This is a genomic window from Psychroserpens jangbogonensis (assembly GCF_000797465.1).
In the GTDB taxonomy this organism is placed as follows: Bacteria; Bacteroidota; Bacteroidia; order Flavobacteriales; family Flavobacteriaceae; genus Psychroserpens; species Psychroserpens jangbogonensis.
Genome location: NZ_JSWG01000006.1, coordinates 77,653 through 104,492 on the forward strand (window position 1 = coordinate 77,653; position 26,840 = coordinate 104,492).

Genomic DNA, 26,840 nt, shown 5'->3' on the forward strand with positions numbered 1-26,840 from the left:
ATGAAATATATATATACAATCATAATCATTTCTGCAGCTTTTTTATTAGCGAGTTGTGGTAGTGAAGATAAAAAGTCCATAGAAGATAATTCTCCCGCAATTGGCGTAAAAGTGAATCAAGTGGAAACAAATGGGAATAGTCCGTTTTTAAGTGTTAGTGGTAAAATTCAAGCAACCAATAGTGCTGATTTAAGCACAAGGATGATGGGTTACGTAAATAATGTTCACGTAAATGTTGGTGATAAAGTGCAGAAAGGACAATTATTAGTGTCTATTAATAATACTGATTTACAAGCGAAAAGAGCACAAGTAAATGCAGGTATAACGGAAGCTACTGCTGCTTTTAATAATGCACAAAAAGATTACAACCGTTTTAAAAATTTGTTAGCAGATAATAGTGCTTCACAAAAAGAAATGGATGATATGACTGCTAATTTTGAAATGGCTAAGGCTCGCTTAGAATCTGCAAATCAAATGAAAAACGAAGTAAGTGCACAATTTGCTTATAGCAATATCACTGCACCATTTAGCGGAACAATTACAAGTAAAAATGTTAAGGCAGGAAACATGGCTAATCCAGGAATTCCATTGATTAGCATAGAAACTCCAGGAGATTTTGAAGTTATGGCAATGGTACCGGAAACTGAAATTTTAGAAATTATTAAAGGAACTTCAGTAAGTGTATTAGTGAAATCTATTAACAAAGCGATACAAGGAGAAGTTGCAGAAGTAAGTATCTCAGCAAAAAACACGGGAGGACAATATTTAGTAAAAATAGACTTGGATAAAACAAATGCCAATATTTTGTCGGGAATGTTCACAACAGTACAGTTTCCAGTAATGCGAAAAGGAAAATCTGAAATCACATTAATTCCAACAGAAGCAATTGTAACTAACGGTCAATTATCTGGAGTTTACACAGTAAGTCAGAGTAATACTGCCATTTTACGATGGTTGCGTTTAGGCAGATCTTATGGAAATCAAGTTCAAGTATTATCAGGTTTAAATGCAAATGAATCGTATATCGTTTCTGCTGATGGGAAACTCTATAATGGAGCTAAAATTACGATTCAATAACAAATAAGTTACGTTAAGGATAGAAGTGAAAATCCTTTTTTTGTTACCATTTATGGCAAAGAAAGATTGAAACGAATAGCCTGTTAAAACGCTCAAAAAAAAATAAAATGAAAGAAGGTATCGCAGGAAAAATTGCCAAAGTCTTTATGCAATCAAAGCTTACAGTGCTTTTAATGATTGTGTTTATGGTAGTTGGTGTATATAGTTCATTTTTGATTCCTCGTGAAGAAGAACCACAAATTGATGTGCCTATGGCAGATATTTTTGTTGGTTATCCTGGAGCAAGCCCTACTGAAGTAGAATCGCGAGTGATAAAGCCATTAGAACAATTAATTTCGAATATTAAAGGTGTAGAATATGTGTACTCTACGTCAATGAAAGAGCAAGGTATGGTTATCGTGCAGTTTTATGTTGGCGAAGATATTGAGCGTTCGTTTGTGAAATTATATAACGAGATTAACAAACACATGGATCAAATGCCTCAAGGCGTAACGTTTCCGTTAGTTAAAACTCGCGCAATTGATGATGTGCCAATGCTAGGATTAACGCTTTGGAGTGAAACTTATGACGATTATCAATTGAGTCAAATAGCTCAAGAATTAGAGTCCGAAATTAAGAAGATAAATGATGTTGCTATTACACATAAAATAGGAGGAAGGAACCGCCAATTACGTGTCGTATTAGATAAAGACAAATTAGCAGCAAGCGGCTTGGATTTCTTGTCGGTTTCTGAAATGATTAAGGCAAATAATTCACAATTAGTCTCCGGGAGTTTTGATAAGAACGACAGTGAATTCCTTGTAAATACTGGAAAATTTTTGGAATCTGTTACTGACGTTGAAAACTTAGTAGTTGGTGTGCAACAAAGTCAGCCTATTTATCTGAAGCAAGTTGCTAACATTATTGATGGACCTGAAGTGCCTCAAAATTATGTGAGTTTAGGTTTTGGACATGGCAGTGAGAAAGCGTCAGATTTCAAATCGGAATATCCTGCAGTAACCATTTCCATAGCGAAACGAAAAGGTGCAGATGCTATGAAAATAGCGGAAGTCATTATTGAAAAAGTGAATCACTTACGTGCCACTTTAATTCCAGATGATGTTCATGTGGAAGTTACCAGAAACTATGGTGAAACAGCATCACATAAGGTGTCAGAATTACTGTTGCACCTTATAGGATCTATATTTGCAGTAACTATTGTTGTGATGTTAGCAATGGGTTGGCGTGGAGGATTGGTCGTGTTTTTATCAGTTCCAATTACATTTGCATTGACTTTGTTAAGTTATTATATGCTCGATTACACATTAAACCGAATCACGCTTTTCGCTTTAGTATTTGTAACAGGAATCGTCGTTGATGACTCCATTATTATTGCCGAAAATATGCATAGGCATTTTAAAATGAAACGTCTGCCATTTAAACAAGCAGCTTTATATGCAATTAACGAAGTTGGTAATCCAACCATTTTGGCCACATTTACAGTAATTGCGTCTGTTTTACCAATGGCTTTTGTTTCTGGATTAATGGGGCCATATATGGCACCAATGCCAATAGGAGCTTCTATTGCAATGATTTTGTCATTGTTTGTAGCCTTGACAATTACACCATATTTAGGTTATATTTTCCTAAAGGAAAAAGATAAGAAAGGGAAAATTGAAAAAGTTGAAAAACCATTAGAAGAAACTTTCATATATAAAATTTACAACAAATTTGAACGTCCTTTATTAGAAAGCAAAAGAAAACGGTGGTTATTTTTATTGGGGACTTTTGTAGTCTTATTGGGAACAATGGTCTTGTTTTTTACCAATTCTGTAGCTGTAAAAATGTTGCCATTTGATAATAAGAATGAATTTCAGATTGTCATAGATATGCCAGAAGGCACAACCTTGGAGCGCACTGGAGTTGTAACACAAGAAATTGCACAATATCTATCTACACGACCAGAAGTGGTAAATTATCAGAATTATATTGGGACATCTGCACCAATAACTTTTAATGGTTTGGTGCGTCATTACGATTTGCGTGGTGGAAGCAATATGGCAGATATTCAAGTTAATTTAATTGATAAAGGAGAGCGTTCTGCACAAAGTCATGATATCGCTAAACTATTGCGTCCAGAGATCCAGAAAATTGCTTCAAAATACAATGCGAATGTAAAATTGGTAGAAGTTCCACCAGGACCACCAGTATTGTCAACTATTGTCGCTGAAGTTTATGGACCAGATTATGACGAACAAATTAAAGTAGCGAATAGTGTTAAAAACATATTGAAAAACACAGATGATGTGGTTGATATTGATTGGATGGTAGAAGCAGATCAAACCGAATATCAATTCGACATAAACAAAGAAAAAGCGATGTTGTATGGTGTTGCACCACAGCAAATAGCGTATACCATGAATATGGCTTTATCCAATAGAGCAATCACGAATCTATATGATGAAGATGCGGTTATTCAAGTTGGGTTGGTATTGGCTTTAGATGAAATGGAGAAATCTACAATTAATGATATTTCACAATTAAAAGTCAAGTCGAAACAAGGGAACATGATCCCAATTGCAGATTTGGTAGAAATTAAACAAACAACAGCTGCAAAAAGTATTTTCCGTAAGAACCAAAAACGTGTGGTTTATGTAATGGCAGATATGGCTGGAGAATTAGAGAGTCCTGCTTATGCTATTTTAGGAATGGAAGAAAAGTTGAAAGAAATACCCTTACCAAAAGGCTATGAGATTAACGAAATGTATTTGGGTCAGCCAGATTTTGAAGACGATTATACCGTAAAATGGGATGGAGAATGGCAAATTACTCTAGAAGTATTTAGAGATTTAGGAATTGCCTTTTTAGGAGCTATCATCCTTATTTACATTTTGATTGTTGGCTGGTTTCAAAACTTTAAAGCACCAATTGTAATGATGGTTGCCATTCCATTATCCTTAATAGGAATTATTCTAGGACATTGGATAATGGGAGCATTTTTCACTGCAACATCATTTATAGGTATGATTGCTTTGGCGGGAATCATGGTTCGAAATTCGGTATTGCTGATTGACTTTATCAATTTAAGAACAGCTGAAGGTGTGCCATTAAAACAAGCAGCAATTGAAGCAGGAGCAGTTAGAACGACACCAATTTTATTAACGGCAGGAACGGTTGTTATTGGCGCATTTGTAATCCTGTTTGATCCAATTTTTCAAGGGTTAGCAATTTCGCTAATGGGAGGAACTATTGTTTCAACCGTGTTGACATTATTAGTTGTACCACTTGTGTATTATATGATTGAGAAGAAAAATTATAAATAAAGAGATTCTGAAACAAATTCAGAATGACATATCAAAAGCTAATAATATGAAATTAGTCATAGTAACAGCAGTAGAAGAATTTAATAAAGAGGTATTGAAACTCTTCAAAAAAGCAAATATCAAAAATTTCAGTAGCTCAGAAATTGTAGGTTATAAGAATGAATCCTCATTACTGACGGCTTCAAACTGGTTCTCTGTAGAAAAGTCAGGTAATGAATCTAGGCTCTTTTTCTCTTTTACAGAAGATGAGCATATTGATGATTTATTCAATTTAATAAAAGAATTTAATTCAAACATAGAAACCAACAATCCTATAAAAGCGATTGTGGTTCCTATCGAAAAGTATATATAAAGAAGACGTTTAATCTTAAAATTAATTAAAATGCTAAATACATATTTTAGAGTTATAGTAGGAGTAATGGTATTGTTAAGTGTAGTATTAACTGTTTATGTAAGCCAATATTGGATGTGGTTCACCATATTTATTGGTGTTAACCTTATACAATCGGCTTTTACAAAATGGTGTTTGTTGGAGACTATTTTACAAAAACTGGGTATTAAAAAAGAAGGAGCTTCCTGCTAGATTGATAAATAGAGCAACCATTTATTTCATAGTTATAAACGAAATTGAAGAAAATAAAAAACGCGCACTTAATAAGGTGCGCGTTTTTTATTTTATGTATTAGATATCTAAATAGCAAAATAATTATTTGCCTATATCCTCAATTTCTTCTTTTGGAGTTTGTTTAGAAGTCCATTTCAAGGCATATTTAAAAAAAAGGAATCCAAATACTACTGTTAATACAATTGCTGTTATTATTTCAGCAGTCTCAATGGTACTTCCACCTCTTCGTCCTATAACTAGGCTTAAAACATTTCCAATGGCGCTTAAAACGCATAAAATGCCAAATAGAAAAAAGAAAACACCTAGAATTTTTTTAAACACTGAATTAACTATTCAGCATTACTGGCATTACCAACATTGTAACTTGCTCACCTTCATCTAAGCCATCAATAGGAGTTAAGATTCCAGCTCTATTTGGTAAGCTCATCTCTAATTGAACTTGATCGGCACTTAGGTTATTTAGCATTTCTGTTAAAAAACGAGAGTTGAAACCTATTTGCATATCATCACCTTGATAATCACAAGTTAAACGTTCTTCAGCTTTATTTGAGTAATCAATGTCTTCAGCAGAAATGTTTAATTCTGATCCAGCAATTTTTAAACGGATTTGATGTGTTGTTTTATTTGAAAATATACTCACACGACGAACAGAGTTTAAAAATTGAGTTCTGTCTATAGTAAGTTTATTCGGGTTCTCTTTAGGAATTACAGCTTCGTAATTTGGATATTTTCCATCAATTAAACGACAAACTAAGATTGAATTCTCAAAAGTGAATTTTGCATTAGAATCGTTATATTCAATAGTTAAAGCATCATCACTCGTTGCTAAAATTCCTTTTAAAAGATTTAAAGGCTTTTTAGGCATAATAAATTCAGCTACCTGATCTGCTTTTACATCTTCACGAGTATATTTTACCAATTTATGTGCATCAGTAGCAACAAAAGTTAAACCTTCAGTAGAAAATTGAAAAAACACTCCACTCATTACTGGGCGTAAATCGTCATTTCCAGCTGCAAATATAGTTTTGCTAATTGCAGTTGCTAAAATATCGCCTGCAATAGCAGTAGTACTTGGATTATCAAGTTCTACAGCTTTAGGAAATTCTTTACCATCAGCATATGCTAAAGCATACTTACCATGATTTGAACTAATTTCAACAGTGTTGTTTTCTTCAACGACAAAAGTTAAAGGTTGCTCAGGAAACGTTTTTAACGTATCTAACAGCAAACGTGCAGGTAATGCAATACTTCCATCTTCATCACTTTCAACATCTAAAGTAGATGACATAGTGGTTTCGAGATCACTAGCAGAAACTGTAAGTTTTGAATCTTTCAATTCAAAAAGAAAATTATCTAAAATAGGAAGTGTATTAGAATTATTAATGACACCACCTAATACCTGTAATTGTTTCAATAAATATGTACTTGATACTATAAATTTCATGTGTATTTATATAATAGAATTGAACAACAAATATATTTCATTAAACTGATAATCTTAAGCCTTATTTATATAATTTTATTAACACTTCATCATTAATTTTATTTAAAGCATTTAATACTGTTTCTAATCTTAGATATAGTGCATTAAATTAACACTTGTTAGTTTATTCGTATTAAATGATTTATTTTTAAAAAAAAATTGAATTTATGAAAAAAAGTACGTTTAAAGTACAACTTGTACTTACGATATGTTTATGCATGTCTTTTAGTTTGTTTGGACAAACTCCAGATCAAAAAAGGGCTATTGCAGAAACTTATGATCAAGAGTTATTAGCACAATTAGCTTTAGAATATTCTAGAACATTTAAAGAAGATTTCGAAGCGGCTAAAGCATATGCTGCTGTAAATAATATTCCGGTGTTTATTGAAAGAGAAAATGGAGGAATAGCCGTATTACATAAAGTTTTAGCTGATGGTTCATTATTGTATACGTCTACAACAAACCAAGGAGCAGCAAGGACAGTAGGAGCAAACAAATTGTATCCTGGTCCAAGTCCTTTAGATCTTGAAGTTGAAGGTGAAGGTATTGTTCTTGGTATTTGGGATGGTGGATTAGTTTTACCTACTCATGAAATGCTTGGAGGTAGAGTACAACAAATTGATGGTGCAACTGGACTTAGTAATCATGCAACTCACGTGTCTGGAACTATGATTGGTTCAGGAATTCCAGACTCAGCAGCAAAAGGTATGGCGCCAAAAGCAACCTTACTTGCTAATGATTTTGATAATGCTATGGGTGAAATGACACCTCAAGCTGCAGCAGGACTTATTTTATCTAATCATTCTTATGGTATTCCAGCTGGAAATGTAACAATTCCATTTTTAGGAAGTTATACTAATGGAGCTAGATCTTTAGATCAACTACTTTATAATACACCTTATTATATGCCAGTGTATTCTGCAGGTAATGATAGAAATTCAGGTGTTAATACTTCCGACAATGGTTATGATCTTTTAACAGGAGACAAAAATGCGAAAAATAATATCGTAGTTGCAGCAGTAAATACTGTAAACAATTATACTGGACCAGCAAGTGTGGTTATGTCAAACTTTAGTAGTTGGGGACCATCTGATGATGGTAGAGTAAAGCCAGATATTTCTGCCAAAGGCGTAAATACTTATTCTTCTCTTGCAAATAATAATGATTCTTATGGTTCTATGAGTGGTACATCTATGGCTGCTCCAAGTGTAACAGGAACTTTAGCTTTATTACAAGAATTATATAGTGATATTCATGGTAACTTTATGAAGTCTGCTACATTAAAAGGCTTAGTTATACAAACTGCTTTAGAAGCAGGTACAGATCCAGGACCAGATGCTAGATTTGGTTGGGGTTTACTTAATGCAGAAGCTGCTGCTCAAGCATTACTTGATGAAGATTTTGAGTCATTAGTTTACGAGAATTCATTAGCAAATTCAGGAACGTACACTAAAACAGTGACTTCAAATGGTGTTGACCCTTTAATTGTAACTATTGCATGGACTGATCCTCCCGGAAATGCTAGTGGTGCTGAAGATGATACAACTCCTCGTTTAGTTAATGACTTAGATTTAGTTTTAGAAGACCAAGGCGGAAATTTATTTTACCCATGGAGACTTATTCCAGGTTTAAACTCTTCTCCAGCTATTAGGTTTACAACCAATGACACTGATAATGTTGAAAAAGTAGAGGTTGATGTTCCATCTGGAGACTATATTATAAGAGTTACTCACCAAGGAAATTTATTAAACGGTATGCAAGATTATTCTCTTATTGCTACTGGTATTTCTGAATCTGATTTTACATACACACCTGATAACATCAGAAAAGAATCATGTGCTGATCAAGTGGCTCTATTTGAGTTTAACTATGAGTCAAGTGATACTTATATAGGACCAACAACTTTATCTGTAAGCGGATTACCAGCTGGTGCTGTAGCTACGTTTACTCCATCAGTAATTACTACAGATGAAGATTTTATTCTTGAAATATCAAATTTAAATTCAATTGGTGCTGGAATATTTCCTTTTACAGTTATTGCTTCAGGTTCTTCGTTAATAAAAGAAACTGATATGGAATTAGAAGTAATTGGTGCAGATCCTTTAACTAACCCAGTTTTAGATTATCCTAACAATGGAGAAACAGAAGTATTTATATTCCCTACATTAAATTGGGATACGGTTGCAAATGCATTAGAATATTTAGTTGAAGTGTCTTCTACATCTGATTTTTCAACAATTGTTTTTGAAACAACAACTACTGAAACTAATGTTGGTGTTCCTGGCTTAGATAGTAATATCGTTTATTTCTGGAGAGTAAAGCCTTTATCAGAATGTGTTGAAGGTAATTTTACTGATGCATCATTTACTACAGAAAGCGTCAGTTGCTCTAATGTAGTTACTGCTCAAGATACACCTTTAGCGATTAGCCTTATACCTAATGAAATTCAATCGGTAATTACTATTCCAGCTGCTGATGATGTTTTAATAGGAGATATCAATGTAACTGTGAATTTAAATCACACATGGTTAGGAGATTTAACGATTAGCCTAATTAGTCCTTCTGGAACAGAAGTTATACTAATGGATGGTGTTTGTGGTGAAGCTAATAATATTGATGTAATTTTTGATGATAGTGGAATTGTTTTTGAATGTGCTGATGACACACCTGCTGTAACTGGTATATTGAAAGGTCAAAATTTATTGACACCTTTTATTGCTGAAAATTCTGTCGGAAATTGGACGTTAAGAGTTGTTGATGGATTTAATGATGATGGTGGAGCGTTAAACAATTTTGCAATAGAATTTTGTTCTACAGCTGGACCTTTAAGCATTGCTGATAATAAACTAGAAGGTTTTGAATTATTCCCTAATCCAGCAAAGGATTACTTCGAATTTACATTACAAAATCAATTTAGTAATGTAAAGCTTGGAATTTATGATATCAATGGAAGAGCTTTAATTTCAAAATCATTTAATAGTCAGGATAGAAAAATAGTTGATACTACTAGTTTATCTGCAGGAATATATTTTGTAGAGATCAATAGTGGGAATCAAATAGGAGTAAAGAAGCTTATTATTAAATAAAGGTAATTACTTCTCAATTATAAAAAAAGACCACATATATTGTGGTCTTTTTTTATAACGTATACTTTCTTTTACGGAGATAACTAAAAACAAATCCAAATAGTGCTAAAAGAACTAAAGGCAAGGCAATATTAACTATTTGCCATTTGGTTTTTTCTTTCTCTATTTTTTGCGGATCTAAAAACTGAAGCGCAACGTCTTTAGTTCTTATGTCTATTAATCCGTCATCATTCAATAAATAATTCACTGCATTTTCAAGAAACTCTGAATTACCAAATCTTCGACCAGTCATACGATCAAACCCTAATTCTTGTGGCTTATTTTTAATAACGTCATTTTTAATAACATCACCATCAGCAATCACAATCATTTTTGTAGAGATACTATTGGTTTTGTCATCATTTAACTGAAACGGTTTCACTCTGTTTTTATAGACAGATGTAAATTCGCCTTCCAATAAAACGGCTAAAGATTGATGAGGGTTTAAATACGATTTTGGATCTGGTTCACTAGTGACGATTTCTAAATCAACTTCGCTAGGAACACCAACAAGTTTTGTGAGTTTTGAACTTCTTAATAGAATGGTCTTTTCTACTGAATTTTTCAAGGTATCAATCTGACTAGCGAAATCAAAACGTACAGGATTGATATTAGTTGTAATTGGATGATTAGGATTATTAGCGGCCAAAGGAGAATATGGCCATTGTACTGGTTGAAACTGAGCATTGCTACCTTCACCTATGGCTAACGTAATTGGAGCAGAGTAGAGGTCGTTAACCATAACAGGATTTACTCGAACACCATACTTAAAGAAAAAATCGCTAAGATTAAGATCTTTCATAATGGCAACAGCTTTTCCAGAATTATTATACAAGCTATCCTTATCCATTATAATAGCCTCGGTGAGCCAAAGACTTTTTCCTCCTTGCATCGTATATTGATCGAGGACATATTTTTCTTCTTCAGAAAAAGGTTCCATTGGTTTAGCCGAAATAATCAAGTCGAAACCTTTCAGGTCGTTTAATGTCTTTTGCGGATTACTAGCTACACTATCTAAAGTAAAAGGTGCCAATAAATAATGTGCTCCAAGTTTTTGAAGAAAATCTGCAACATATGCATCACCAAGTTGCTCATTACCGCGTAAAATTGCTATCTTTTTTCCTTTCGGATTAACTAGCTTTTTAAATGCTTCAGCAAATACATATTCTAAATTTTGAATGGAACCATTGACAAGCTCCTGATCTGAAGCACCCATTTTATTTTTAATTAACGGAACAATAACCGTTTGTCCATTATAGCTAGCCAGAGCCCAAGGAATCACGACTTCTTGTGACGTTTTGCCACTTTCTTGAATCGTAATTTGAAAAGGTTGCATACCGCGTTGTGCTAGTTGCTGAATGTTTTGATCTCGTGTATCTTCCTTTTCTAAAGGGTTAATAAAATTGAACTTTAAATTACTATTTGAAACAGAAAACTCTTCTAGAATCTGTTGTGTTTCATTTCGTAGTCGTCTAAATTCTGAAGGAAAATCTCCTTCTAAAAACACATCAACAATTATTGGTGCATCGATAGTTTCAATCGTTTGTTTTGCTGCATCAGAAAGTGTATAACGTTTGTCTTTTGTTAAGTCAAAGCGGCTATATACTTGACTAGAAATCAAATTAACCACAATGATTACTAACAATGTAACAACTACAACTATGATATGTTTCTTATTCTTTATCATCAAATTCTATAAGGTCTTTAAAAGGGTTTATAGTTACAACTTTATCATTTTTAAAAACGATTTCAATGCATTCTTTTTCTGTATTGAAGGCACCAGGTTCAATACCTAAGCCATAATTCCATTTGTTGTTGTTATGGTCTTTTTTTGTATCATCCCAAGACAACCATTCATAGGTTCCTAAAAGTGTAATCACTTCTGTTTTAGTTTTTCTAATCAACACTTTGGAAGTCAACATATCATCTGAAATCTCATAACGCAAGGCAGGTTTTTCTGTCCATAATTCTGATGAGAAATACTTCTGATGATGGTAATTACTAAAAATATTAATCATAGGATATAGCGCATAAAAATAGATAAAAGGTGTCATCGCTAAACTTACTAAAACTGTCAACCATTTACGTTTATCTATTGTTTTTACAAATAGAAAAACAAGTGCAAATACAACGCACATTAAAATCACCAATGGAACCGTAATTATCATTGATTGACGCTTTTAATATTCAATGTTGTTCCTGTTATAAATAAAGCTGTTATGCTTAAAAAGTAAATGATATCTCTGGTATCTAAAACACCTCGGCTCATACTTTTAAAGTGTGATTCCATTCCTAAATTTTCAATATAAAAAGCATCTCCAAATAGGTTATAGTTTGATAAGCCTTCAAATCCGAAATAGAAAAAGAAGCAAATAAATACAGCTATAATAAATGACACAATTTGATTATCTGAAAGGCTAGAAGCAAATACACCTATTGCAGTATAAGCAGCAACTAAAAACAACAATCCAAAATACGAACCCATAACACTTCCTAAATCAAGATTTCCTTCAGGATTTCCTAATTTAGAGATTGTATATACATATAATAAGGTAGGTACTAATGCAATAATGATAAGTACTAAAGCACCAAGGTATTTACCAAGAACAATATTTAAATGACTAATGGGTTTTGTGAGTAATAATTCTAAAGTACCTTGTTTTTTTTCATCAGCAAAACTTCTCATAGTTACTGCTGGCACCAAGAAAACAAGAATCCAAGGTGTTAATAAAAAGAAGCTTGACAAATCTGCAAAGCCATTATCGAGAATATTAAATTCGCCTTTAAATAACCAAAGGAATAAACCATTAAGCAATAAAAATACAGCAATCACCAAATAACCTATTGGAGAAGCAAAAAATGTGTTGATTTCTTTTTTAAGAATGGCAATCATTTAATTTTCGTTTAGGTGTTTTAAAGTTTGTCTGAATTTAATGATTTTAATAGCGTAAAAGATAGTAAATGTTAAGCTATATACTGAAGCAAAAAGACTAACGGTTTGAGGTGTAGGTTTTTTACTTCCAAGTCTATTAAAGAGAACTGAAACGATCAATAACACCACAAAAACAATAAACGGAGTAATTGTCTTCTTCCACGTCTTTTTTAGTTCGTCTTCAGTCATTCGCTATTTATTTTAAAGTGACCACTTTATCCACACTCCAAGCTTCAGGTTTAGCATTAAACAAAGGTTTTGTCTTTGCCCAAACTCCTTTAAACAATTCGGAATGTCTATAATTTTCTAAATCAGCTTCAGAGGCCCAATAACTATACGTAAAAAAGGTGTTTGTATTGTCTTTATCACGATAGAGTTCTAAAAATTGGCAGCCTTCAAAAGCTCTTATTTTATCTTTGACTACTTCAAAATCAGAAAGAAACTCTTCAATTTTTAAGGGGTCAAAACCCATTTTTACAATTCGTACAAACATATATTATCGTTCTAAAACTTCTTTTCCTTTAGGTGTTACAGGAGTTGCAACAATGTTTATAGTCACTGTATCTCTAAGTTTTAAGCCCATTAAACTAGTTGCGCTTCCAACGGTGTTACAATCACTTTTATACACTGCAATTTCTAAATAACCAGAAGAATTAAAAACCACTAAACCTTTACCAGCATCGTAGCGTTTTTCTTCAGGAATGTCAAAATTTATAGCATCACTGTATTTATCATATATCTTTTTAAACTTATAATTACGTGCCGAAATTTCGTAATTACGTGTTTTCTGAATCGATTCAAAAAAGCCTCTTTTTATATTCGTAACAACATTTCCATAGTTATCAATATAAATCACACTACCAATGATTTGATTTTTTTCGTCGTTCACAAACGGAATCAAATTCTTAATTGGTTTAATTGTATCAATCACTTTACCAATCACTTCTAAAGTTCCACCTCGAGCGATATGGCAAGCTACATTAACAAATACATCAAGTACAGGAAAACTAGTAGCTACACGATCATGAATATTAATTTCCACAATTTTCTGTGGCGCAATATCACTACATATCATACTCATAATACCATTATTGGCACAAATAAAGTAGTGATCATCCAATTGTACTGCAATATGTTTGTTCTCTGGATTGAGTTCAGAATCAATCCCAATCATATGAATAGTTCCTTTTGGGAAACTACTGTATGCATTCTGAATGATATAAGCCGCTTCAGGAACATTGAAAGGTGCAACCGAATGAGAGATATCAACAATTCGCACCTCTGACAATTCACTATAAATAGCACCTTTTATAGCACCAGCAAAGTGGTCTTTTTCGCCAAAATCGGTTGTTAATGTGATGATTGCCATAAATGAATTGCAAAAAATATTTAATAGATATTAACTCCTTTTTAATGTTAAACAAAACTGTTAAAAACTAATCAAAATTTTAATCTTCGGAAAACCCAATGAGTTAAATAGTTTAATTATTTTTGATAGAGGTGTAATTAAATGAGCTTCATTTTCTCTCATCACAAAACTAATAAAAGAAAACAGATTAATTTATAAATCGAATAGCTTTTGAACGAACTTATTTTAGAACTAGAAGAAATTACTCCCAAAGAATTTTTCGGAGCTCAAAATGCCAATATCAAATTACTTAAAGAATACTTTCCAAAACTGAAAATTGTAGCCAGAGGGAATAAAATAAAAGCCTATGGTGATGCAGATTTACTTGAAGAGTTTGACCGTCGTATGAATATGCTCATGGAGCATTTTGGTAAGTACAATAAAATTGATGAAAATGTCATTGAACGTGTATTAACGAGCCAGAGTAGTGATGATTATAAAACGTCTGCTCATAGCGGAGAAGCTATAATTCATGGCGTTAATGGTAAAATCATAAAAGCACAAACAGTAAACCAACGAAAATTGGTTGAGAGCGTGAATAGAAATGATATGGTATTTGCAATCGGTCCAGCAGGAACAGGTAAAACCTATACAGGAGTTGCTTTGGCTGTTAGAGCTTTGAAAAATAAAGAAGTAAAACGAATTATATTAACGCGTCCTGCTGTTGAAGCTGGTGAGAATTTAGGATTTCTTCCAGGTGATTTAAAAGAAAAACTGGATCCATACATGCAACCTTTGTATGATGCGCTTCGCGATATGATTCCTGCAGAAAAATTAGCTAGTTTTATCGAAAATGGAACCATTCAAATTGCACCTTTGGCTTTTATGCGTGGACGAACTTTGGATAATGCATTTGTTATTTTAGATGAAGGTCAAAATACGACACATGCTCAAATGAAGATGTTCTTAACACGAATGGGAAAAAGCGCGAAGTTTTTATTAACTGGAGATCCTGGTCAAGTAGATTTACCAAGACGATCAATTTCTGGATTAAAAGAAGCGTTGCTCGTTCTAAAAAATGTAGAAGGTATTGGGATGATTTATTTAGATGATAAAGATGTCATTCGTCACAAACTAGTGAAGAAAGTGATTGAAGCCTATAAGAGTATTGAAAATAGAGATTAAGCTAAATTAGTTATGTTACTGCACTGAGTATTGTCGAGGTGTTATTTAAAATTCAAAATGTCAAACAAAACCATAATAGAATCCAATTTCAATTTCCCTAACCAAAAAAGTGTTTATAAAGGGAAAGTAAGAGAAGTCTATAATATTAATGATAACGAGCTTGTTATGATTGCTACCGATAGATTATCTGCTTTTGATGTTGTAATGCCCAAGGGTATTCCATACAAAGGTCAAATTTTAAATCAAATAGCGACAAGTATGATGAAAGCTACTGAAGATTTGGTACCAAATTGGTTAACAGCAACTCCAGATCCAAACGTGGCTGTCGGACATTTATGTGATACTTTTAAAGTAGAAATGGTCATTCGTGGATATATATCAGGTCATGCAGCTCGTGAGTACAAAGCTGGACGACGTTTGTTATGTGGTGTTGAAATGCCTGAAGGCATGAAAGAAAACGATAAGTTTCCTGAACCAATCATTACACCTGCAACTAAAGCAGAAATGGGAGACCATGATGAAGATATTTCTAGAGAAGACATTTTGCAACGTGGAATAGTTTCCGAAGAAGATTATATAGTTTTAGAAGATTTCACACGCAAATTATTTCAACGTGGAAGCGAAATAGCAGCTTCTAGAGGATTAATTTTGGTGGATACAAAGTATGAATTCGGAAAGACGAAAGATGGCAAAATTGTATTGATTGATGAAATTCATACGCCAGATTCCTCTCGTTATTTTTATGCTGAGGGTTATCAAGATCGTCAAGATAAAAACGAAGCTCAAAAACAGTTGTCAAAAGAGTTTGTACGTCAGTGGTTAATTGCAAATAACTTCCAAGGTCTCGAAGGGCAAACAGTTCCTGAAATGAGCGATGACTATATTAAAACAGTTAGCGACCGTTATATTGAACTCTACGAGAATATTATGGGAGAAACTTTTGTAAAAGCCGATGTTTCAGATATTCAGAGTAGGATAGAAGCGAATGTTTTAGCGTATTTAAAAAACTAATACATCGTATTTGGATTAGCAGAGTTTTTAGGAATTTGCTGAATGGCATCCCAATGTTCACAAATCTTTCCGTTGTTATCAAATCTAAAAAAGTCCATCGTTATATATTGGTCATTTCCTGGCCACGTTTGATGTGTATGTAATGCTACTAATTCTCCTTCAGCTATACATCGTACAAATTCAATAGATTTGTTTGGATACTCGGTTTGCATGCGTTCAAAATAGACCATAAAACCTTTTAAACCATCAGCAACATCAGGGTTGTGTTGGATGTATTCATTACCAACAAAATTATCAATTGCTTTTTTTGGATTGCCTAAATACGCCATTTCGTAAAAAGCAATAGCATTTTTTTTGTTCTGTTCTAAATTCATAGTTTCAATTTTTAATTGCCCTAATTAGTTTTCTCACGCTATTATAAATAAATGCATTTGTTTTGATATAATGAAACGATATAAAACACACAACGACCATAAATAGTATTGCTCCAAGAATGGCTTCTGTTGGATTTAATGATTTTGATAAAAAATAATTTAAGCCTATTCCTGTAAAACTTCCGAAGATGATTATAAAATGAATGACATAAATAGATAAGGTTTTTTGACCGATTTTACCAATTAGAGATCCCTTTAAAAAAGGTTCGGCAGCGTAGAATACGCCAAATAACAAGAGTACATTTCCGAAGCGCGTAAATAGGTAATTGTAATATGCTGAAGATTTGAATAGTTCTATATCTGTCCAATAATGGATTCTCATTAAAAACCAAGATGAATACTCAATAAGCAAGCTTCCGAAGACGAAAAACGAAATCACAGTAATTAATCTGAATCTATTTTTATGCACATGTGAAAAGAATATTGTAGCAAGAAAACCTCCAAAAGCAGTAAAGCCAAACCAAGGTAAAATGGTAAAAATAGATCCATTGTTTCTGGTCATATAATTCGCAAATATCTTTGGAATATGACTCAAGTCTAAGCTACGATATAAAGGCTCCGTTAAAAAGCACAAGCAACCCAAAATTAGTAGTAAAATAGACAGAAGCCTTACGTATTTTCTAAGAATAACGTAACATGCAATAAGAATTATAAGAGATAATCCAATGCATTGTAGGACATCAATAACAAAAATATAATTGTTGAAATCACCATACAACCATCCAAAAATATCTATCCGTAATGCATAACCAATAACAATAAGTAATACACCTCTATATAATCCTTTTTTAATCCTAGGATAATCATCTCCTTTGTCTTTAGCTTTTAAGAGCAGATATAAAAAAACCAATCCAGATATCGTAAAAAAAGTAGGTGCAGTTATACCTCTAAAGTAAGACCATACTTGATATACAACATTAGCTTTGTCTCTATAAATTGGATTTAAAAGGGTATCAATAAAATGACCTTGAAGCATCATCAAAATAGCGAAGGCACGTACAGCATCAATGAAGAAAATTCGGTTGCTATTCAAAAAAAAAGTTTTAAAAAATAAAGATACTTTAAATTTTAAGGATTGCTAAAACTAAAATAATATCTTAGAGGAGTATTATCAAATCTATTCATGGAACAACTCAATACGCTATCTGAAAGATTTTCTTCCCTTGCTTGGGGAATTCCATTATTAGTTTTGCTCATTGGAGGAGGTCTTTACCTAATAATTATTTCACGTTTTTTACCATTTCGATTTTTTGGTCACGCTATTCAAGTGTTAAGAGGGAAATATGACGATCCAAATGATCCAGGAGAGATTAGTCATTTTAAAGCTTTAACGACAGCATTGTCTTCTACTATTGGCATGGGAAATATTGCAGGTGTAGCGCTTGCCATTTCTGTAGGTGGTCCAGGAGCCATGTTTTGGATGTGGATTAGTGCAATTGTTGGTATGAGTACCAAATTCTTTACGTCAACTTTAGCAATTATGTATAGAGGAAAAGACAGTAATGGTGATTTGCAAGGAGGACCAATGTATTTTATAAGAGAAGGTTTAGGGAAAAACTGGAAATTTCTGGCTATAATGTTTTCTATTTTCGGAATGCTAGGTGCTTTACCTGTTGTAAATGTGAATCAATTGAAGCAAGCTATAAATGATATTATTTTAATTCCGAATGGAGTAGACGTAAGTTTATCATCAGATTTGATGATTGCGGCAGTCTTAGTGATACTAACTTCAGTTGTAATTCTTGGAGGATTGAAACGGATCAGCAATATCGCTTCGAAACTGGTCCCAACGATGGTTATTCTCTATTTTATTCTTGTGGTAATTATTCTAGGACTTAACTATACAGAAGTTCCTAAATATTTGATGTTAATATTCACAGATGCTTTTGAAGCCAACTTCATAAAAGGAGATGCAGTATTTGGCGGACTATTAGGTGCTCTCATATTATTGGGAATTAAACGAGGAGCATTTTCAAACGAAGCTGGTATAGGAACAGCACCAATGGCTCATGGTGCTGCAAAAACTGATGAACCAGTTCGAGAAGGTTTAGTAGCAATGCTGGGCCCAGTGATTGATACACTAATTGTTTGTACGCTTACAGCCTTAGCAATTTTAGTAACTGGTGTTTGGGAAACTACTTCAGGAAATGGTGTTACCTTAACCGCTTCTGCTTTTCAAAATGCAATGCCAGGATACGGACAATATTTGCTTATGATTTGTGTGTTCATCTTTAGTATTTCTTCATTGTTTTCCTATGCATATTACGGAACAAAATGTATGTCTTTTCTAATTGGTGCAGATAAAAAACATTACTATAATTACCTCTATATTTTGAGTATTATCCTAGCAGCTACCACATCGTTTAGTACAATGATTAATTTTATAGATGGCATATTCGCATTAATGGCTATTCCGACGATGTTGTCAACGATTATACTTGCTCCAAGAGTTGTAAAAGAAATAAAATCCTACAGAAAGCGGATTAATTCTTAAAATAAAAGCAATTTTTTTCTAATAATTATTAAATTGAAGCTTAAATAAATTATTTATGAGTAATTATCATATAAAGCATTTAGAAGAATACTATCAAGTGTATCGTAAATCGGTAAGAAATCCAGAAATATTTTGGGAAGAAATTGCCGAAGAACACTTTATGTGGAGAAAAAAATGGGATAAGGTCTTGAGTTGGGATTTTTCTAAGCCTGAAATTAAATGGTTTGAAGGTGCTCAGCTTAATATTACTGAAAATTGTATCGATAGGCATTTAGCAACTAGAGGAAACAAAACGGCAATCATTTTTGAGCCAAATAGCCCTGAGGAAGCTGCACAGCATATTACTTATAATCAATTACATGATAAGGTTTGTCGATTTGCCAATGTATTAAAAAACAAAGGCATTGGTAAAGGAGATCGTGTTTGTATTTATTTACCAATGATTCCTGAACTGGCTGTTTCAGTATTGGCTTGTGCTAGGATTGGAGCAATCCATTCAGTAGTTTTTGCAGGATTCTCTTCAACAGCTTTATCTACTAGAATAAATGATTCAGATTGTAAAATGGTGATTACAAGTGATGGGTCTTTTAGAGGTGCCAAAACAATAGACTTAAAAGGTATTGTGGATGAAGCCTTAGAAGACTGTGATTGCATCGAATCTGTATTAGTCGCTAAACGTATCAATTCTGATATTCAAATGAAAGACAGTCGTGACCATTGGTTACAACCATTACTTGACGAAGCAAGTCCAGATTGTCCAGCAGAGACAATGAATGCGGAAGATCCATTATTTATATTATACACTTCAGGTTCTACAGGAAAACCAAAAGGAATGGTGCATACCACAGCTGGTTATATGGTATATACAGCTTACACGTTTAAAAATGTATTTCAGTACAGAGAAGAAGATGTGTATTGGTGTACAGCTGATATAGGTTGGATTACAGGACACAGTTACATTGTTTATGGTCCCTTATGTAATGGCGCAACAACTGTAATGTTTGAAGGAGTACCAAGTTATCCGGATTTTGGACGATTTTGGGACATCGTAGAAAAACACAAAGTCAATCAGTTCTATACAGCACCAACTGCGATAAGAGCTTTGGCAAAAGAAGGTATTGAGCATTTAGAAAATCGTGATTTATCATCGATTAAAGTTTTAGGAACCGTTGGAGAGCCAATTAATGAAGAAGCTTGGCATTGGTATGATGATAATGTAGGAAACAAAAAAGCTCCAATTGTTGATACTTGGTGGCAAACTGAAACAGGAGGTATAATGATTACGCCAATTGCATTCGCAACACCAACAAAACCAACATATGCGACTTTGCCATTTATTGGGATTCAACCAGCATTAATGGATGAAACTGGTCAAGAAATTAAAGGTAATCAGGTTGATGGACGCTTATGTATTAAATTTCCATGGCCAAGTATCGCACGAACCATTTGGGGAAATCATCAACGCTATAAAGACACTTATTTCTCAGCTTTCAAGAACATGTATTTTACGGGAGATGGAGCTTTGAGAGATGAAGTCGGTTATTATAGAATTACAGGACGTGTTGACGACGTGATTATTGTTTCAGGACATAATTTAGGAACTGCACCAATTGAGGATGCCATTAACGAACATCCTGCTGTAGCCGAAAGTGCTATTGTTGGTTTTCCACATGATATCAAAGGAAATGCACTATATGGTTATGTGACGCTCAAAGACATTGGCGAAGGTCGTAATCAAGACAATTTGAGAAAAGAAATTAACCAAATCATTACTGAACAAATTGGACCAATAGCAAAGTTAGATAAGATTCAATTTACCCATGGATTACCAAAAACACGTAGTGGTAAAATTATGCGTCGTATATTGAGAAAAATTGCTGGAAAAGATACCAGTAATTTAGGTGATACAAGTACACTTTTAAATCCTGAAGTTGTACAAGATATTATGGATAACGCTTTATAGTTTTAGTGAAATGACAAAAAAACTCGGTTTAATAATCTTTGTAACCTCATGTATTTTAATTGGTTTATACCCTTTGTTATACTTCATAATTGATACAAAATTTGGGATACTAAATTCTAAGAATGATTCTTTGTTAAATGACGGACTTTGGAATATAGGCTTTTACACACATATTTCACTTGGAGGGCTTGCGCTATTAATTGGTTGGACTCAATTCAGTAAAAATATTAGAAAAAAGAATATCAACTTACATCGTAATTTAGGTAAGGTCTATTTGATTTCTGTATTGTTTAGTGGCTTTTCAGGTTTATATATTGCTTATTTTGCAACAGGAGGTATTATATCTACAGTAGGTTTTTCTAGTTTAGCAATTATATGGTTGTATACCACTTTAAGAGCTTTTTTAGAAATTAAAAATGCAAGTGTCAGTAAGCACCAGAAATTTATGACTTACAGTTTTGCTGCTTGTTTTGCCGCTGTTACTTTAAGAATCTGGCTACCAGTGTTAACCTCTTTGTTCAATGATTTTATAATTGCATATAGAATAGTTGCTTGGTTATGTTGGATTCCAAATATGTTTGTAGCTTACTTTATGGTAAAGCACCAAAAATTTCTAAGGGACAGATAATTCTTATAACTTCTTCAACAATACTTTTTCATTTGTGAACTGATTGGCTTCATCTAAAAAGGCAATCATTTTTGACCAATTACTGTTTGGTTCGTAGTAATTTTTATAGCGTTTAGATGTTGTAATAATCAATTGGCCTCCTTCAATTTTAGCTGTACTAATAAATGCTCCAGTAGTATTATCAACATTTTTATTTAGTTTATCTAAACCAGCTACAGTATAGCCTTCAGGAATATTTAATGTAATGGTATAATTGAATACTCTTGGGTGAGGTAGATATACATTTTCTGTACGTTTACGTTCATTTTCATCCAAATCTATCTGTCCACCAATAAGCTTTCCAATTTCTAAAATAAAATTTGGTCCTGCTTTTTTGATTAATGCATTTTTTGCCGAAAAGTTTTCTGTAAAAGTAAAATAGGAATCATGTGAATAACGACCATTTTCATTGATCACATATGTGTAATCTTCTACCTCTTCAATACCATATTCACCTTTAGCACTTCCTTCAAAACTTTCTTTTTGATTCTTTTTTAGTTTTTCAATTAAGGCATCCATTTCTTTTTGAAACTTAATTTTGTTTTTCTTTCCACGAGTTACCTCAATCCAAGATTCAGTATCATAATGCTTATAATCTTCAAATACATAATCACTAAATAGCAACCTATCATATTGTTGTTCTCCTTTTTGGTGACCTTTAAAACTATTTACTGCTGTCATTGTTAATCCTGAGAAATCCTCATTTAAACTAAGTGTCATCTCTTTTTTTGTTTCGTTATCTTCATAACTAGATGTTGGTAGAGTTCCACGATCAATTTTATCTATTTTACGCTTGCTCTTTTCTGAAGACAACAAAAAGACATCTGTTCCTTCCATAAGAGGAGAAAACTCATTGATGTTAGTATGCGGACTGAAAAACTCTGCATATAAAGGATTAGCTGTATTGACCTTTACCATAACGTTTATGTTACGTTCAATAAGTAATTCATCAATATTACCATCAAAACGTTTCTTACCAACTACAATACTGTAATCGATTTTTTGTCGTTTTAGGAATTCAGTAAAATGTCTAATAAACTGTTTTTGATTTTGGATGAAGACAACATCATTCCCATAGACCATAAATGGATAACTAGAAATACTTGCTTCACGAGCATAAAAGGCTTCTAAGTAACGCGTTAAATAATAATGCCTCATGTAATAGTATGCTGCTGTAACTTTTTCGTTAGAATTTTTGAATGTTTTTCCTTTGAAAAATGATTTTACATCACCAACATCACCATCAGGTTTGAATCTATTGTCATATAAGTCTAATACTTCGTCTTTAGAAACGCTATTTTTTATAGTGGTTTCGTCTTCAGGTAGAAAAGCTAAAGCTCGATCTTCAAATTTTCCAGAACGTGCAAAATATACTTGAAATTTATAAGACGGTAATTCTACTAAAGGATAAAACCAACGTGTATATTCTCGCTTAGCAATATTTGTTTCAGTAAGCTCATAGCGTCTCATGTTCTTTTTGTCAGTTGTTATTTCTTTCAGTTCAGGAGCTCCATTAAATGATTTAAAATTGATAAAGAAATCGTTTTCAGTTTCAAAAAACAATTTAAAATCCATAATAGGATACTCTTCATTTAAACTTGTTTCTACAGGATCAAAACCAAAAGCATATGTGCTTTTAAAAGGTTCATTTCTATAGTAATAGTAGTCAATGATATCACCAACTTCAAGATTTGAAATAGCTAATTTTGTTTCACCATCAACTTCTACTGCATCTTTTTCTACATCTATTTCAGTACTACTTCCATCTGGCTTAATGACTTTAACACCAACATAATTATCGCCTTTTTTCTTCCAAGAAATACGACCTTTTGTAGATCTAAAGCGTTTGGTGAAAGCAAATTCTGAAAATTCTTCAACCGCAGCTTTGTCTAATAATTTAATACGTTTTCTTACAGAGGTAGTGTAGGTTACATTTTTACCATATTTGTGAAAATCGAAGTTGGCATTTTTATAAATGATAACTGCAGATTCATTTGATAAGTCTGCTGGAATATCATTAGCATTTTTATAATTGTCATTTGCTCCCCAAAAAAAGTCTTTGGCTTCTAATTCTTCTTTAGATTGAGAAAAGGCACTGGTTGATAATACCAAAATGAATAGTAGTAAATATTTAGATGTCATAAATTAGTCTTTTGTTAGGATAATTTGTTCGTTGTATAAAGCATCAAGTTTTTTGATGAAGCCATTCCATTCTTCAAAATCAGAAATTTCTATTTTTGCGTTATTTATACGGAATTGCTTTTTGTAGATAATTATATTGTTTTCTTTTGAGAAATTTACACTCATATCATAATTAGCACTTGTTACCGCAATGTTTTCTGGTAAGTGAGAGATATTATAGCCTTGAGGAATTTCTAAGCGTGTTATAGATTCTAAATCTTTTTTAGAGCTGAAAATGTAATCTGTTTTGCGCTCTTCCATTAAAAAAGTTGATAATTCTTTATCGAAATCAAGATCGATATAAACTTGGTCATCAAAAGATGAAACCGCATTTTTTATATCAACTTCGTAAGCTATATTAATCTTTCCTTCTCGGTTTTGTAAGTCTGAAGTTTCAATATTAGACACTTTAATATTGCTATTGCCTTTATTTAGATAATACTCTAAGAACTCGTCTTTCTTATCAGTTTTCAAACTATTGAAGTAATAAAGAAGACCAGATCTACTTTCGCCATTATAAATTTTATCAACTTTTCCTATAATATTATCTTCCGAAAGTTTCAAGCTGTATTCAAATTGCTCTTTATTAAAATCGGCTTCAGAAGTTGGAACATATTCTAAAATGAAATCATCTCCATTCTCTATTAAAACTTGTTTCCCTTGAATCCGATTTGCATATTCTCCAAAGGCATTAAATTTTTCTGTACCATCTAAGAAAATAGTTTTTCCATCCTTAAAAAGTGTACAAATCATATGATTATCTACAGAAAGATTTGGAGTAGAGTAGTCGTAAGCAATACGTTTAGTACCAATCCATGTCAAACGTGCATCAAAGCCTGCTTCAATAAGCATTTGTTTAGTAAGATTTGCCATCCCTTTACAATCACCATAACGTTTTGTAAATACATTGGCAGCTTCATCAGGTTTGAATCCAGCAATACCATCTTCAAAAGCGATATAGCGAATATTATCTTGAACCCAATAGTATATGTTTTTAATCTTCTCTTCGTCTGAAGTCGTATTTTCGGTGAGTTCCTTAACCTTGTCTTTTATAGGAGCAATATCGTTTTCTAAACTATTCACTAAAGATTTGTACCAATTATAAAGGTCTTGTGTTTCTTTAAAAATATTATTAGATGTTCCATTATACGTATACGATTTAGGTAAAATAAGTACATGAGGATAAATGTATGTTGGTCCAGGAGCAGATTCGTCTTTATACATTCCTGGTGCATCTTTTAAGGTATAAGTGTGAATCTTCCCATTACCTTTATGATTTGGACTAACTTTTTTCTCAATAGCATAACCCTCAAAATTCATTTCCTTTAACTCAACATCTAGCCAATCTGGAATTTCAATTCGAATCGTTTTTTTAACTGTTGGATATGCACCATTAAAATAGAGTTTAGTAAAGTATTTTATGTCTTTATATTCCTTTTTAATTGAAGTTAAGTAGCGATAGCCTTTTAATGGGAAATCTATATTGGCGTATTGTACTCGACTGTCATTGTGAAATAAATCATCACTAGTATAAGCTTCATCCTTCACATAAAAATTAGCTTCTTTTTTGTTCTTAAATCTAATTACAAATTCTTCAATGGTAGATTCACCATCATAAAAATTATAAACTTGAATATCAGCTCTGGAATCAATATTGATCATGTTTTCACTAACATGATGCATAACTGTAACTTTTCCATCACGCTTATTTAAACCAAAAGTAACGTCGTCTTTACTAGAAACTAAAGCGACATTGTCATCAGGATATTGTTCTTTTAACGAATTTGCTAAAGTTATATCTTGAGTAGCTGGTTCAATTCTTTTTTGGGAAAATGAGGAGAAGGTTAGTGTTAAACATAAGAAAACACTTAAAGTATATTTAATCATATATAATAGTTAAGAATGCTAATATATCATTTCGAGACATAAAGTAAAATTAAAAATAGGTCTTTTTTCTTATTAAACTTATGCTTTTAATTGAAATTTTAAAGTTATGCACGCATAGTATTTTTTATATCTTTACAAAAATTCATTACCATGACTTCTACAAAACTCACTGAGCTTTTAAATATTAAATATCCCATTATTCAAGCGCCAATGTTTTTGGTTTCGAATGTAGCAATGGTAAAAGAGGCTATGAGTGCTGGTATTGCAGGTTGTATTCCTGCTTTAAACTATAGAACCTTAGACGAATTACGGGCTGCAATCAAAGAATTAAAAGCAGCTAAAGTAGATAGAGGTTCTTTTGGATTTAATTTAATAGTTAATAAATCTAATCTTAAATATAAAGGACAATTAGAAGTGTTGTGTGAAGAAGGCTGTGACTTTATTATTACATCGCTAGGAAGTCCTGAGGAAACTATAAATCAATCACGTGCTGCTGGAATTAAAGTATTTTGTGATGTAACCGATTTAAAATTCGCAAAGAAAGTAGAAGATTTAGGAGCAGATGCCGCCATCGCAGTAAATAATGAAGCAGGAGGTCATCGAGGTAATTCATCACCTGAAGAATTGATTAAACTACTAAATGAAAACTTAACGATTCCAGTAATTTCTGCAGGAGGAGTTGGCTGTAAAGCCGATATTGATGACATGTTAAGTTACGGTGCAGAAGGCGTCTCTGTTGGAAGCCCTTTTATTGCTTCAATTGAAGCTGGAGTAACTAATGATTACAAACAAGCTTGTGTAGATTATGGAGCTGAAGATATTATTATGACCGAACGTATTTCAGGAACACCTTGTACAGTGATCAATACACCTTATGTTCAAAAAATTGGTACTAAAGCTACATGGTTAGAAAACTTATTGAATAAAAACCGTAAACTCAAAAAATGGGTTAAGATGGTTCGTTTCTCTATTGGAATGAAAGCTACAGAAAAAGCTGCTACACAAGCAACATACAAAACTGTTTGGGTTGCTGGTCCAAGTATAGAGCACACTAAAGCAATTTTACCAGTTAAAGATATTGTTGCGAACTTGGTGAACTAGCCAATATTAATTTCTTTCAGTAAAC

23 protein-coding genes are annotated in these 26,840 nt (G+C 32.8%); 11 read left to right on the forward strand and 12 right to left on the reverse strand.

The genetic code is table 11. The annotated features are described in order from the left end of the window. The 4 genes from RH81_RS03775 to RH81_RS03790 all read left to right on the forward strand — a co-directional run bounded on the left by RH81_RS03775 (window position 1) and on the right by RH81_RS03790 (window position 4,962). The gene (locus RH81_RS03775; protein ID WP_033957962.1) at window positions 1-1,077 is read left to right on the forward strand and encodes an efflux RND transporter periplasmic adaptor subunit; all 1,077 of its coding nucleotides are present in this window, start codon (window positions 1-3) and stop codon (window positions 1,075-1,077) included. A gap of 107 nt (window positions 1,078-1,184) precedes the next feature. After that, window positions 1,185-4,379, forward strand: a complete 3,195-nt coding sequence (locus RH81_RS03780) for an efflux RND transporter permease subunit (protein WP_033957963.1) — start codon at window positions 1,185-1,187, stop codon at window positions 4,377-4,379. A gap of 46 nt (window positions 4,380-4,425) precedes the next feature. After that, the gene (locus tag RH81_RS03785; protein ID WP_033958714.1) at window positions 4,426-4,731 is read left to right on the forward strand and encodes a hypothetical protein; all 306 of its coding nucleotides are present in this window, start codon (window positions 4,426-4,428) and stop codon (window positions 4,729-4,731) included. Window positions 4,732-4,761: 30 nt separating this feature from the next. Continuing rightward, a complete protein-coding gene (locus RH81_RS03790) occupies window positions 4,762-4,962 on the forward strand; it encodes a YgaP family membrane protein (RefSeq protein ID WP_033957964.1) in 201 nt (66 codons plus the stop codon). Between the two features lie 123 nt (window positions 4,963-5,085). Here the strand turns inward: RH81_RS03790 and RH81_RS03795 are convergent, their stop codons facing one another. Both RH81_RS03795 and dnaN read right to left on the reverse strand, forming a co-directional pair. Continuing rightward, window positions 5,086-5,325 carry a hypothetical protein gene (locus tag RH81_RS03795; protein ID WP_033957965.1) on the reverse strand — a complete coding sequence of 80 codons (240 nt, stop codon included), beginning with the start codon at window positions 5,323-5,325 and terminating at the stop codon, window positions 5,086-5,088. Window positions 5,326-5,329: 4 nt separating this feature from the next. Beyond that, entirely contained in the window at window positions 5,330-6,448 is a 1,119-nt protein-coding gene (gene dnaN, locus RH81_RS03800; protein ID WP_033957966.1) for a DNA polymerase III subunit beta, read from the reverse strand. Between the two features lie 206 nt (window positions 6,449-6,654). Here dnaN and RH81_RS16345 point away from each other — a divergent pair, with 206 nt between their 5' ends. Beyond that, a complete protein-coding gene (locus RH81_RS16345) occupies window positions 6,655-9,573 on the forward strand; it encodes a S8 family serine peptidase (protein WP_081988197.1) in 2,919 nt (972 codons plus the stop codon). A 52-nt stretch (window positions 9,574-9,625) separates the two neighbouring features. Here RH81_RS16345 and gldG read toward each other — a convergent pair whose 3' ends face one another. The 6 genes from gldG to RH81_RS03835 are packed head-to-tail and all read right to left on the reverse strand — an operon-like array spanning window position 9,626 to window position 13,913. Continuing rightward, window positions 9,626-11,299, reverse strand: coding sequence for a gliding motility-associated ABC transporter substrate-binding protein GldG (gldG, locus tag RH81_RS03810; protein ID WP_033957967.1), 1,674 nt, complete (start codon window positions 11,297-11,299; stop codon window positions 9,626-9,628). Continuing rightward, window positions 11,286-11,780 (reverse strand): hypothetical protein, encoded by a 495-nt coding sequence (locus RH81_RS03815; protein WP_033957970.1) that lies wholly within the window; start codon window positions 11,778-11,780, stop codon window positions 11,286-11,288. Before RH81_RS03815 ends, gldG begins: the two co-directional genes overlap by 14 nt. After that, window positions 11,777-12,505, reverse strand: a complete 729-nt coding sequence (gene gldF, locus RH81_RS03820; protein WP_033957973.1) for a gliding motility-associated ABC transporter permease subunit GldF — start codon at window positions 12,503-12,505, stop codon at window positions 11,777-11,779. Before gldF ends, RH81_RS03815 begins: the two co-directional genes overlap by 4 nt. Beyond that, window positions 12,506-12,733 carry a hypothetical protein gene (locus RH81_RS03825; protein WP_033957976.1) on the reverse strand — a complete coding sequence of 76 codons (228 nt, stop codon included), beginning with the start codon at window positions 12,731-12,733 and terminating at the stop codon, window positions 12,506-12,508. A 7-nt stretch (window positions 12,734-12,740) separates the two neighbouring features. Continuing rightward, window positions 12,741-13,037, reverse strand: a complete 297-nt coding sequence (locus RH81_RS03830) for a putative quinol monooxygenase (protein WP_033957979.1) — start codon at window positions 13,035-13,037, stop codon at window positions 12,741-12,743. Between the two features lie 3 nt (window positions 13,038-13,040). Beyond that, window positions 13,041-13,913, reverse strand: coding sequence for an SAM hydrolase/SAM-dependent halogenase family protein (locus RH81_RS03835; RefSeq protein ID WP_033957982.1), 873 nt, complete (start codon window positions 13,911-13,913; stop codon window positions 13,041-13,043). Between the two features lie 210 nt (window positions 13,914-14,123). Between RH81_RS03835 and RH81_RS03840 the strand changes: the two genes are divergently transcribed. Together RH81_RS03840 and RH81_RS03845 are read left to right on the forward strand one after the other, a co-directional pair. Further along, the gene (locus RH81_RS03840) at window positions 14,124-15,077 is read left to right on the forward strand and encodes a PhoH family protein (RefSeq protein WP_033957985.1); all 954 of its coding nucleotides are present in this window, start codon (window positions 14,124-14,126) and stop codon (window positions 15,075-15,077) included. A gap of 57 nt (window positions 15,078-15,134) precedes the next feature. Then, window positions 15,135-16,088, forward strand: coding sequence for a phosphoribosylaminoimidazolesuccinocarboxamide synthase (locus RH81_RS03845; protein WP_033957987.1), 954 nt, complete (start codon window positions 15,135-15,137; stop codon window positions 16,086-16,088). On the opposite strand, the gene RH81_RS03850 is transcribed toward RH81_RS03845, so the two are convergent. Further along, the gene (locus tag RH81_RS03850; protein ID WP_033957989.1) at window positions 16,085-16,462 is read right to left on the reverse strand and encodes a nuclear transport factor 2 family protein; all 378 of its coding nucleotides are present in this window, start codon (window positions 16,460-16,462) and stop codon (window positions 16,085-16,087) included. The two genes, RH81_RS03845 and RH81_RS03850, sit on opposite strands and share 4 nt — an antisense overlap. A 4-nt stretch (window positions 16,463-16,466) precedes the next feature. After that, complete coding sequence (locus RH81_RS03855) at window positions 16,467-17,555, reverse strand: heparan-alpha-glucosaminide N-acetyltransferase domain-containing protein (protein WP_081988199.1); 1,089 nt, start codon at window positions 17,553-17,555, stop codon at window positions 16,467-16,469. A gap of 90 nt (window positions 17,556-17,645) precedes the next feature. Here RH81_RS03855 and RH81_RS03860 point away from each other — a divergent pair, with 90 nt between their 5' ends. The 3 genes from RH81_RS03860 to RH81_RS03870 are packed head-to-tail and all read left to right on the forward strand — an operon-like array spanning window position 17,646 to window position 21,607. Continuing rightward, a complete protein-coding gene (locus RH81_RS03860; protein ID WP_033957991.1) occupies window positions 17,646-19,016 on the forward strand; it encodes an alanine/glycine:cation symporter family protein in 1,371 nt (456 codons plus the stop codon). 55 nt (window positions 19,017-19,071) lie between these two features. Continuing rightward, the gene (gene acs, locus RH81_RS03865; RefSeq protein ID WP_033957995.1) at window positions 19,072-20,979 is read left to right on the forward strand and encodes an acetate--CoA ligase; all 1,908 of its coding nucleotides are present in this window, start codon (window positions 19,072-19,074) and stop codon (window positions 20,977-20,979) included. A gap of 10 nt (window positions 20,980-20,989) precedes the next feature. Continuing rightward, window positions 20,990-21,607 carry a DUF2306 domain-containing protein gene (locus tag RH81_RS03870; RefSeq protein ID WP_033957996.1) on the forward strand — a complete coding sequence of 206 codons (618 nt, stop codon included), beginning with the start codon at window positions 20,990-20,992 and terminating at the stop codon, window positions 21,605-21,607. A 3-nt stretch (window positions 21,608-21,610) separates the two neighbouring features. On the opposite strand, the gene RH81_RS03875 is transcribed toward RH81_RS03870, so the two are convergent. Beyond that, window positions 21,611-23,788, reverse strand: coding sequence for a DUF3857 domain-containing protein (locus RH81_RS03875; RefSeq protein WP_033957998.1), 2,178 nt, complete (start codon window positions 23,786-23,788; stop codon window positions 21,611-21,613). A gap of 3 nt (window positions 23,789-23,791) precedes the next feature. Then, window positions 23,792-25,714, reverse strand: a complete 1,923-nt coding sequence (locus tag RH81_RS03880; protein WP_033958002.1) for a transglutaminase-like domain-containing protein — start codon at window positions 25,712-25,714, stop codon at window positions 23,792-23,794. Window positions 25,715-25,864: 150 nt separating this feature from the next. Here RH81_RS03880 and RH81_RS03885 point away from each other — a divergent pair, with 150 nt between their 5' ends. After that, entirely contained in the window at window positions 25,865-26,815 is a 951-nt protein-coding gene (locus RH81_RS03885) for an NAD(P)H-dependent flavin oxidoreductase (RefSeq protein ID WP_033958006.1), read from the forward strand. Window positions 26,816-26,840 lie beyond the last annotated feature (25 nt).

Excerpts from the sequence above, each read along its gene's own strand:
- gldG (WP_033957967.1), bottom strand. The coding sequence starts at position 11,299 with ATGATAAAGAATAAGAAACATATCATAGTTGTAGTTGTTACATTGTTA.
- acs (WP_033957995.1), top strand. The coding sequence starts at position 19,072 with ATGAGTAATTATCATATAAAGCATTTAGAAGAATACTATCAAGTGTAT.
- RH81_RS03850 (WP_033957989.1), bottom strand. The coding sequence starts at position 16,462 with ATGAATTTAGAACAGAACAAAAAAAATGCTATTGCTTTTTACGAAATG.
- RH81_RS03780 (WP_033957963.1), top strand. The coding sequence starts at position 1,185 with ATGAAAGAAGGTATCGCAGGAAAAATTGCCAAAGTCTTTATGCAATCA.
- RH81_RS03775 (WP_033957962.1), top strand. The coding sequence starts at position 1 with ATGAAATATATATATACAATCATAATCATTTCTGCAGCTTTTTTATTA.
- RH81_RS03815 (WP_033957970.1), bottom strand. The coding sequence starts at position 11,780 with ATGATAATTACGGTTCCATTGGTGATTTTAATGTGCGTTGTATTTGCA.
- RH81_RS03870 (WP_033957996.1), top strand. The coding sequence starts at position 20,990 with ATGACAAAAAAACTCGGTTTAATAATCTTTGTAACCTCATGTATTTTA.
- dnaN (WP_033957966.1), bottom strand. The coding sequence starts at position 6,448 with ATGAAATTTATAGTATCAAGTACATATTTATTGAAACAATTACAGGTA.
- RH81_RS03835 (WP_033957982.1), bottom strand. The coding sequence starts at position 13,913 with ATGGCAATCATCACATTAACAACCGATTTTGGCGAAAAAGACCACTTT.
- RH81_RS03790 (WP_033957964.1), top strand. The coding sequence starts at position 4,762 with ATGCTAAATACATATTTTAGAGTTATAGTAGGAGTAATGGTATTGTTA.
- RH81_RS16345 (WP_081988197.1), top strand. The coding sequence starts at position 6,655 with ATGAAAAAAAGTACGTTTAAAGTACAACTTGTACTTACGATATGTTTA.
- gldF (WP_033957973.1), bottom strand. The coding sequence starts at position 12,505 with ATGATTGCCATTCTTAAAAAAGAAATCAACACATTTTTTGCTTCTCCA.
- RH81_RS03885 (WP_033958006.1), top strand. The coding sequence starts at position 25,865 with ATGACTTCTACAAAACTCACTGAGCTTTTAAATATTAAATATCCCATT.
- RH81_RS03880 (WP_033958002.1), bottom strand. The coding sequence starts at position 25,714 with ATGATTAAATATACTTTAAGTGTTTTCTTATGTTTAACACTAACCTTC.
- RH81_RS03785 (WP_033958714.1), top strand. The coding sequence starts at position 4,426 with ATGAAATTAGTCATAGTAACAGCAGTAGAAGAATTTAATAAAGAGGTA.
- RH81_RS03845 (WP_033957987.1), top strand. The coding sequence starts at position 15,135 with ATGTCAAACAAAACCATAATAGAATCCAATTTCAATTTCCCTAACCAA.
- RH81_RS03830 (WP_033957979.1), bottom strand. The coding sequence starts at position 13,037 with ATGTTTGTACGAATTGTAAAAATGGGTTTTGACCCCTTAAAAATTGAA.
- RH81_RS03875 (WP_033957998.1), bottom strand. The coding sequence starts at position 23,788 with ATGACATCTAAATATTTACTACTATTCATTTTGGTATTATCAACCAGT.
- RH81_RS03860 (WP_033957991.1), top strand. The coding sequence starts at position 17,646 with ATGGAACAACTCAATACGCTATCTGAAAGATTTTCTTCCCTTGCTTGG.
- RH81_RS03825 (WP_033957976.1), bottom strand. The coding sequence starts at position 12,733 with ATGACTGAAGACGAACTAAAAAAGACGTGGAAGAAGACAATTACTCCG.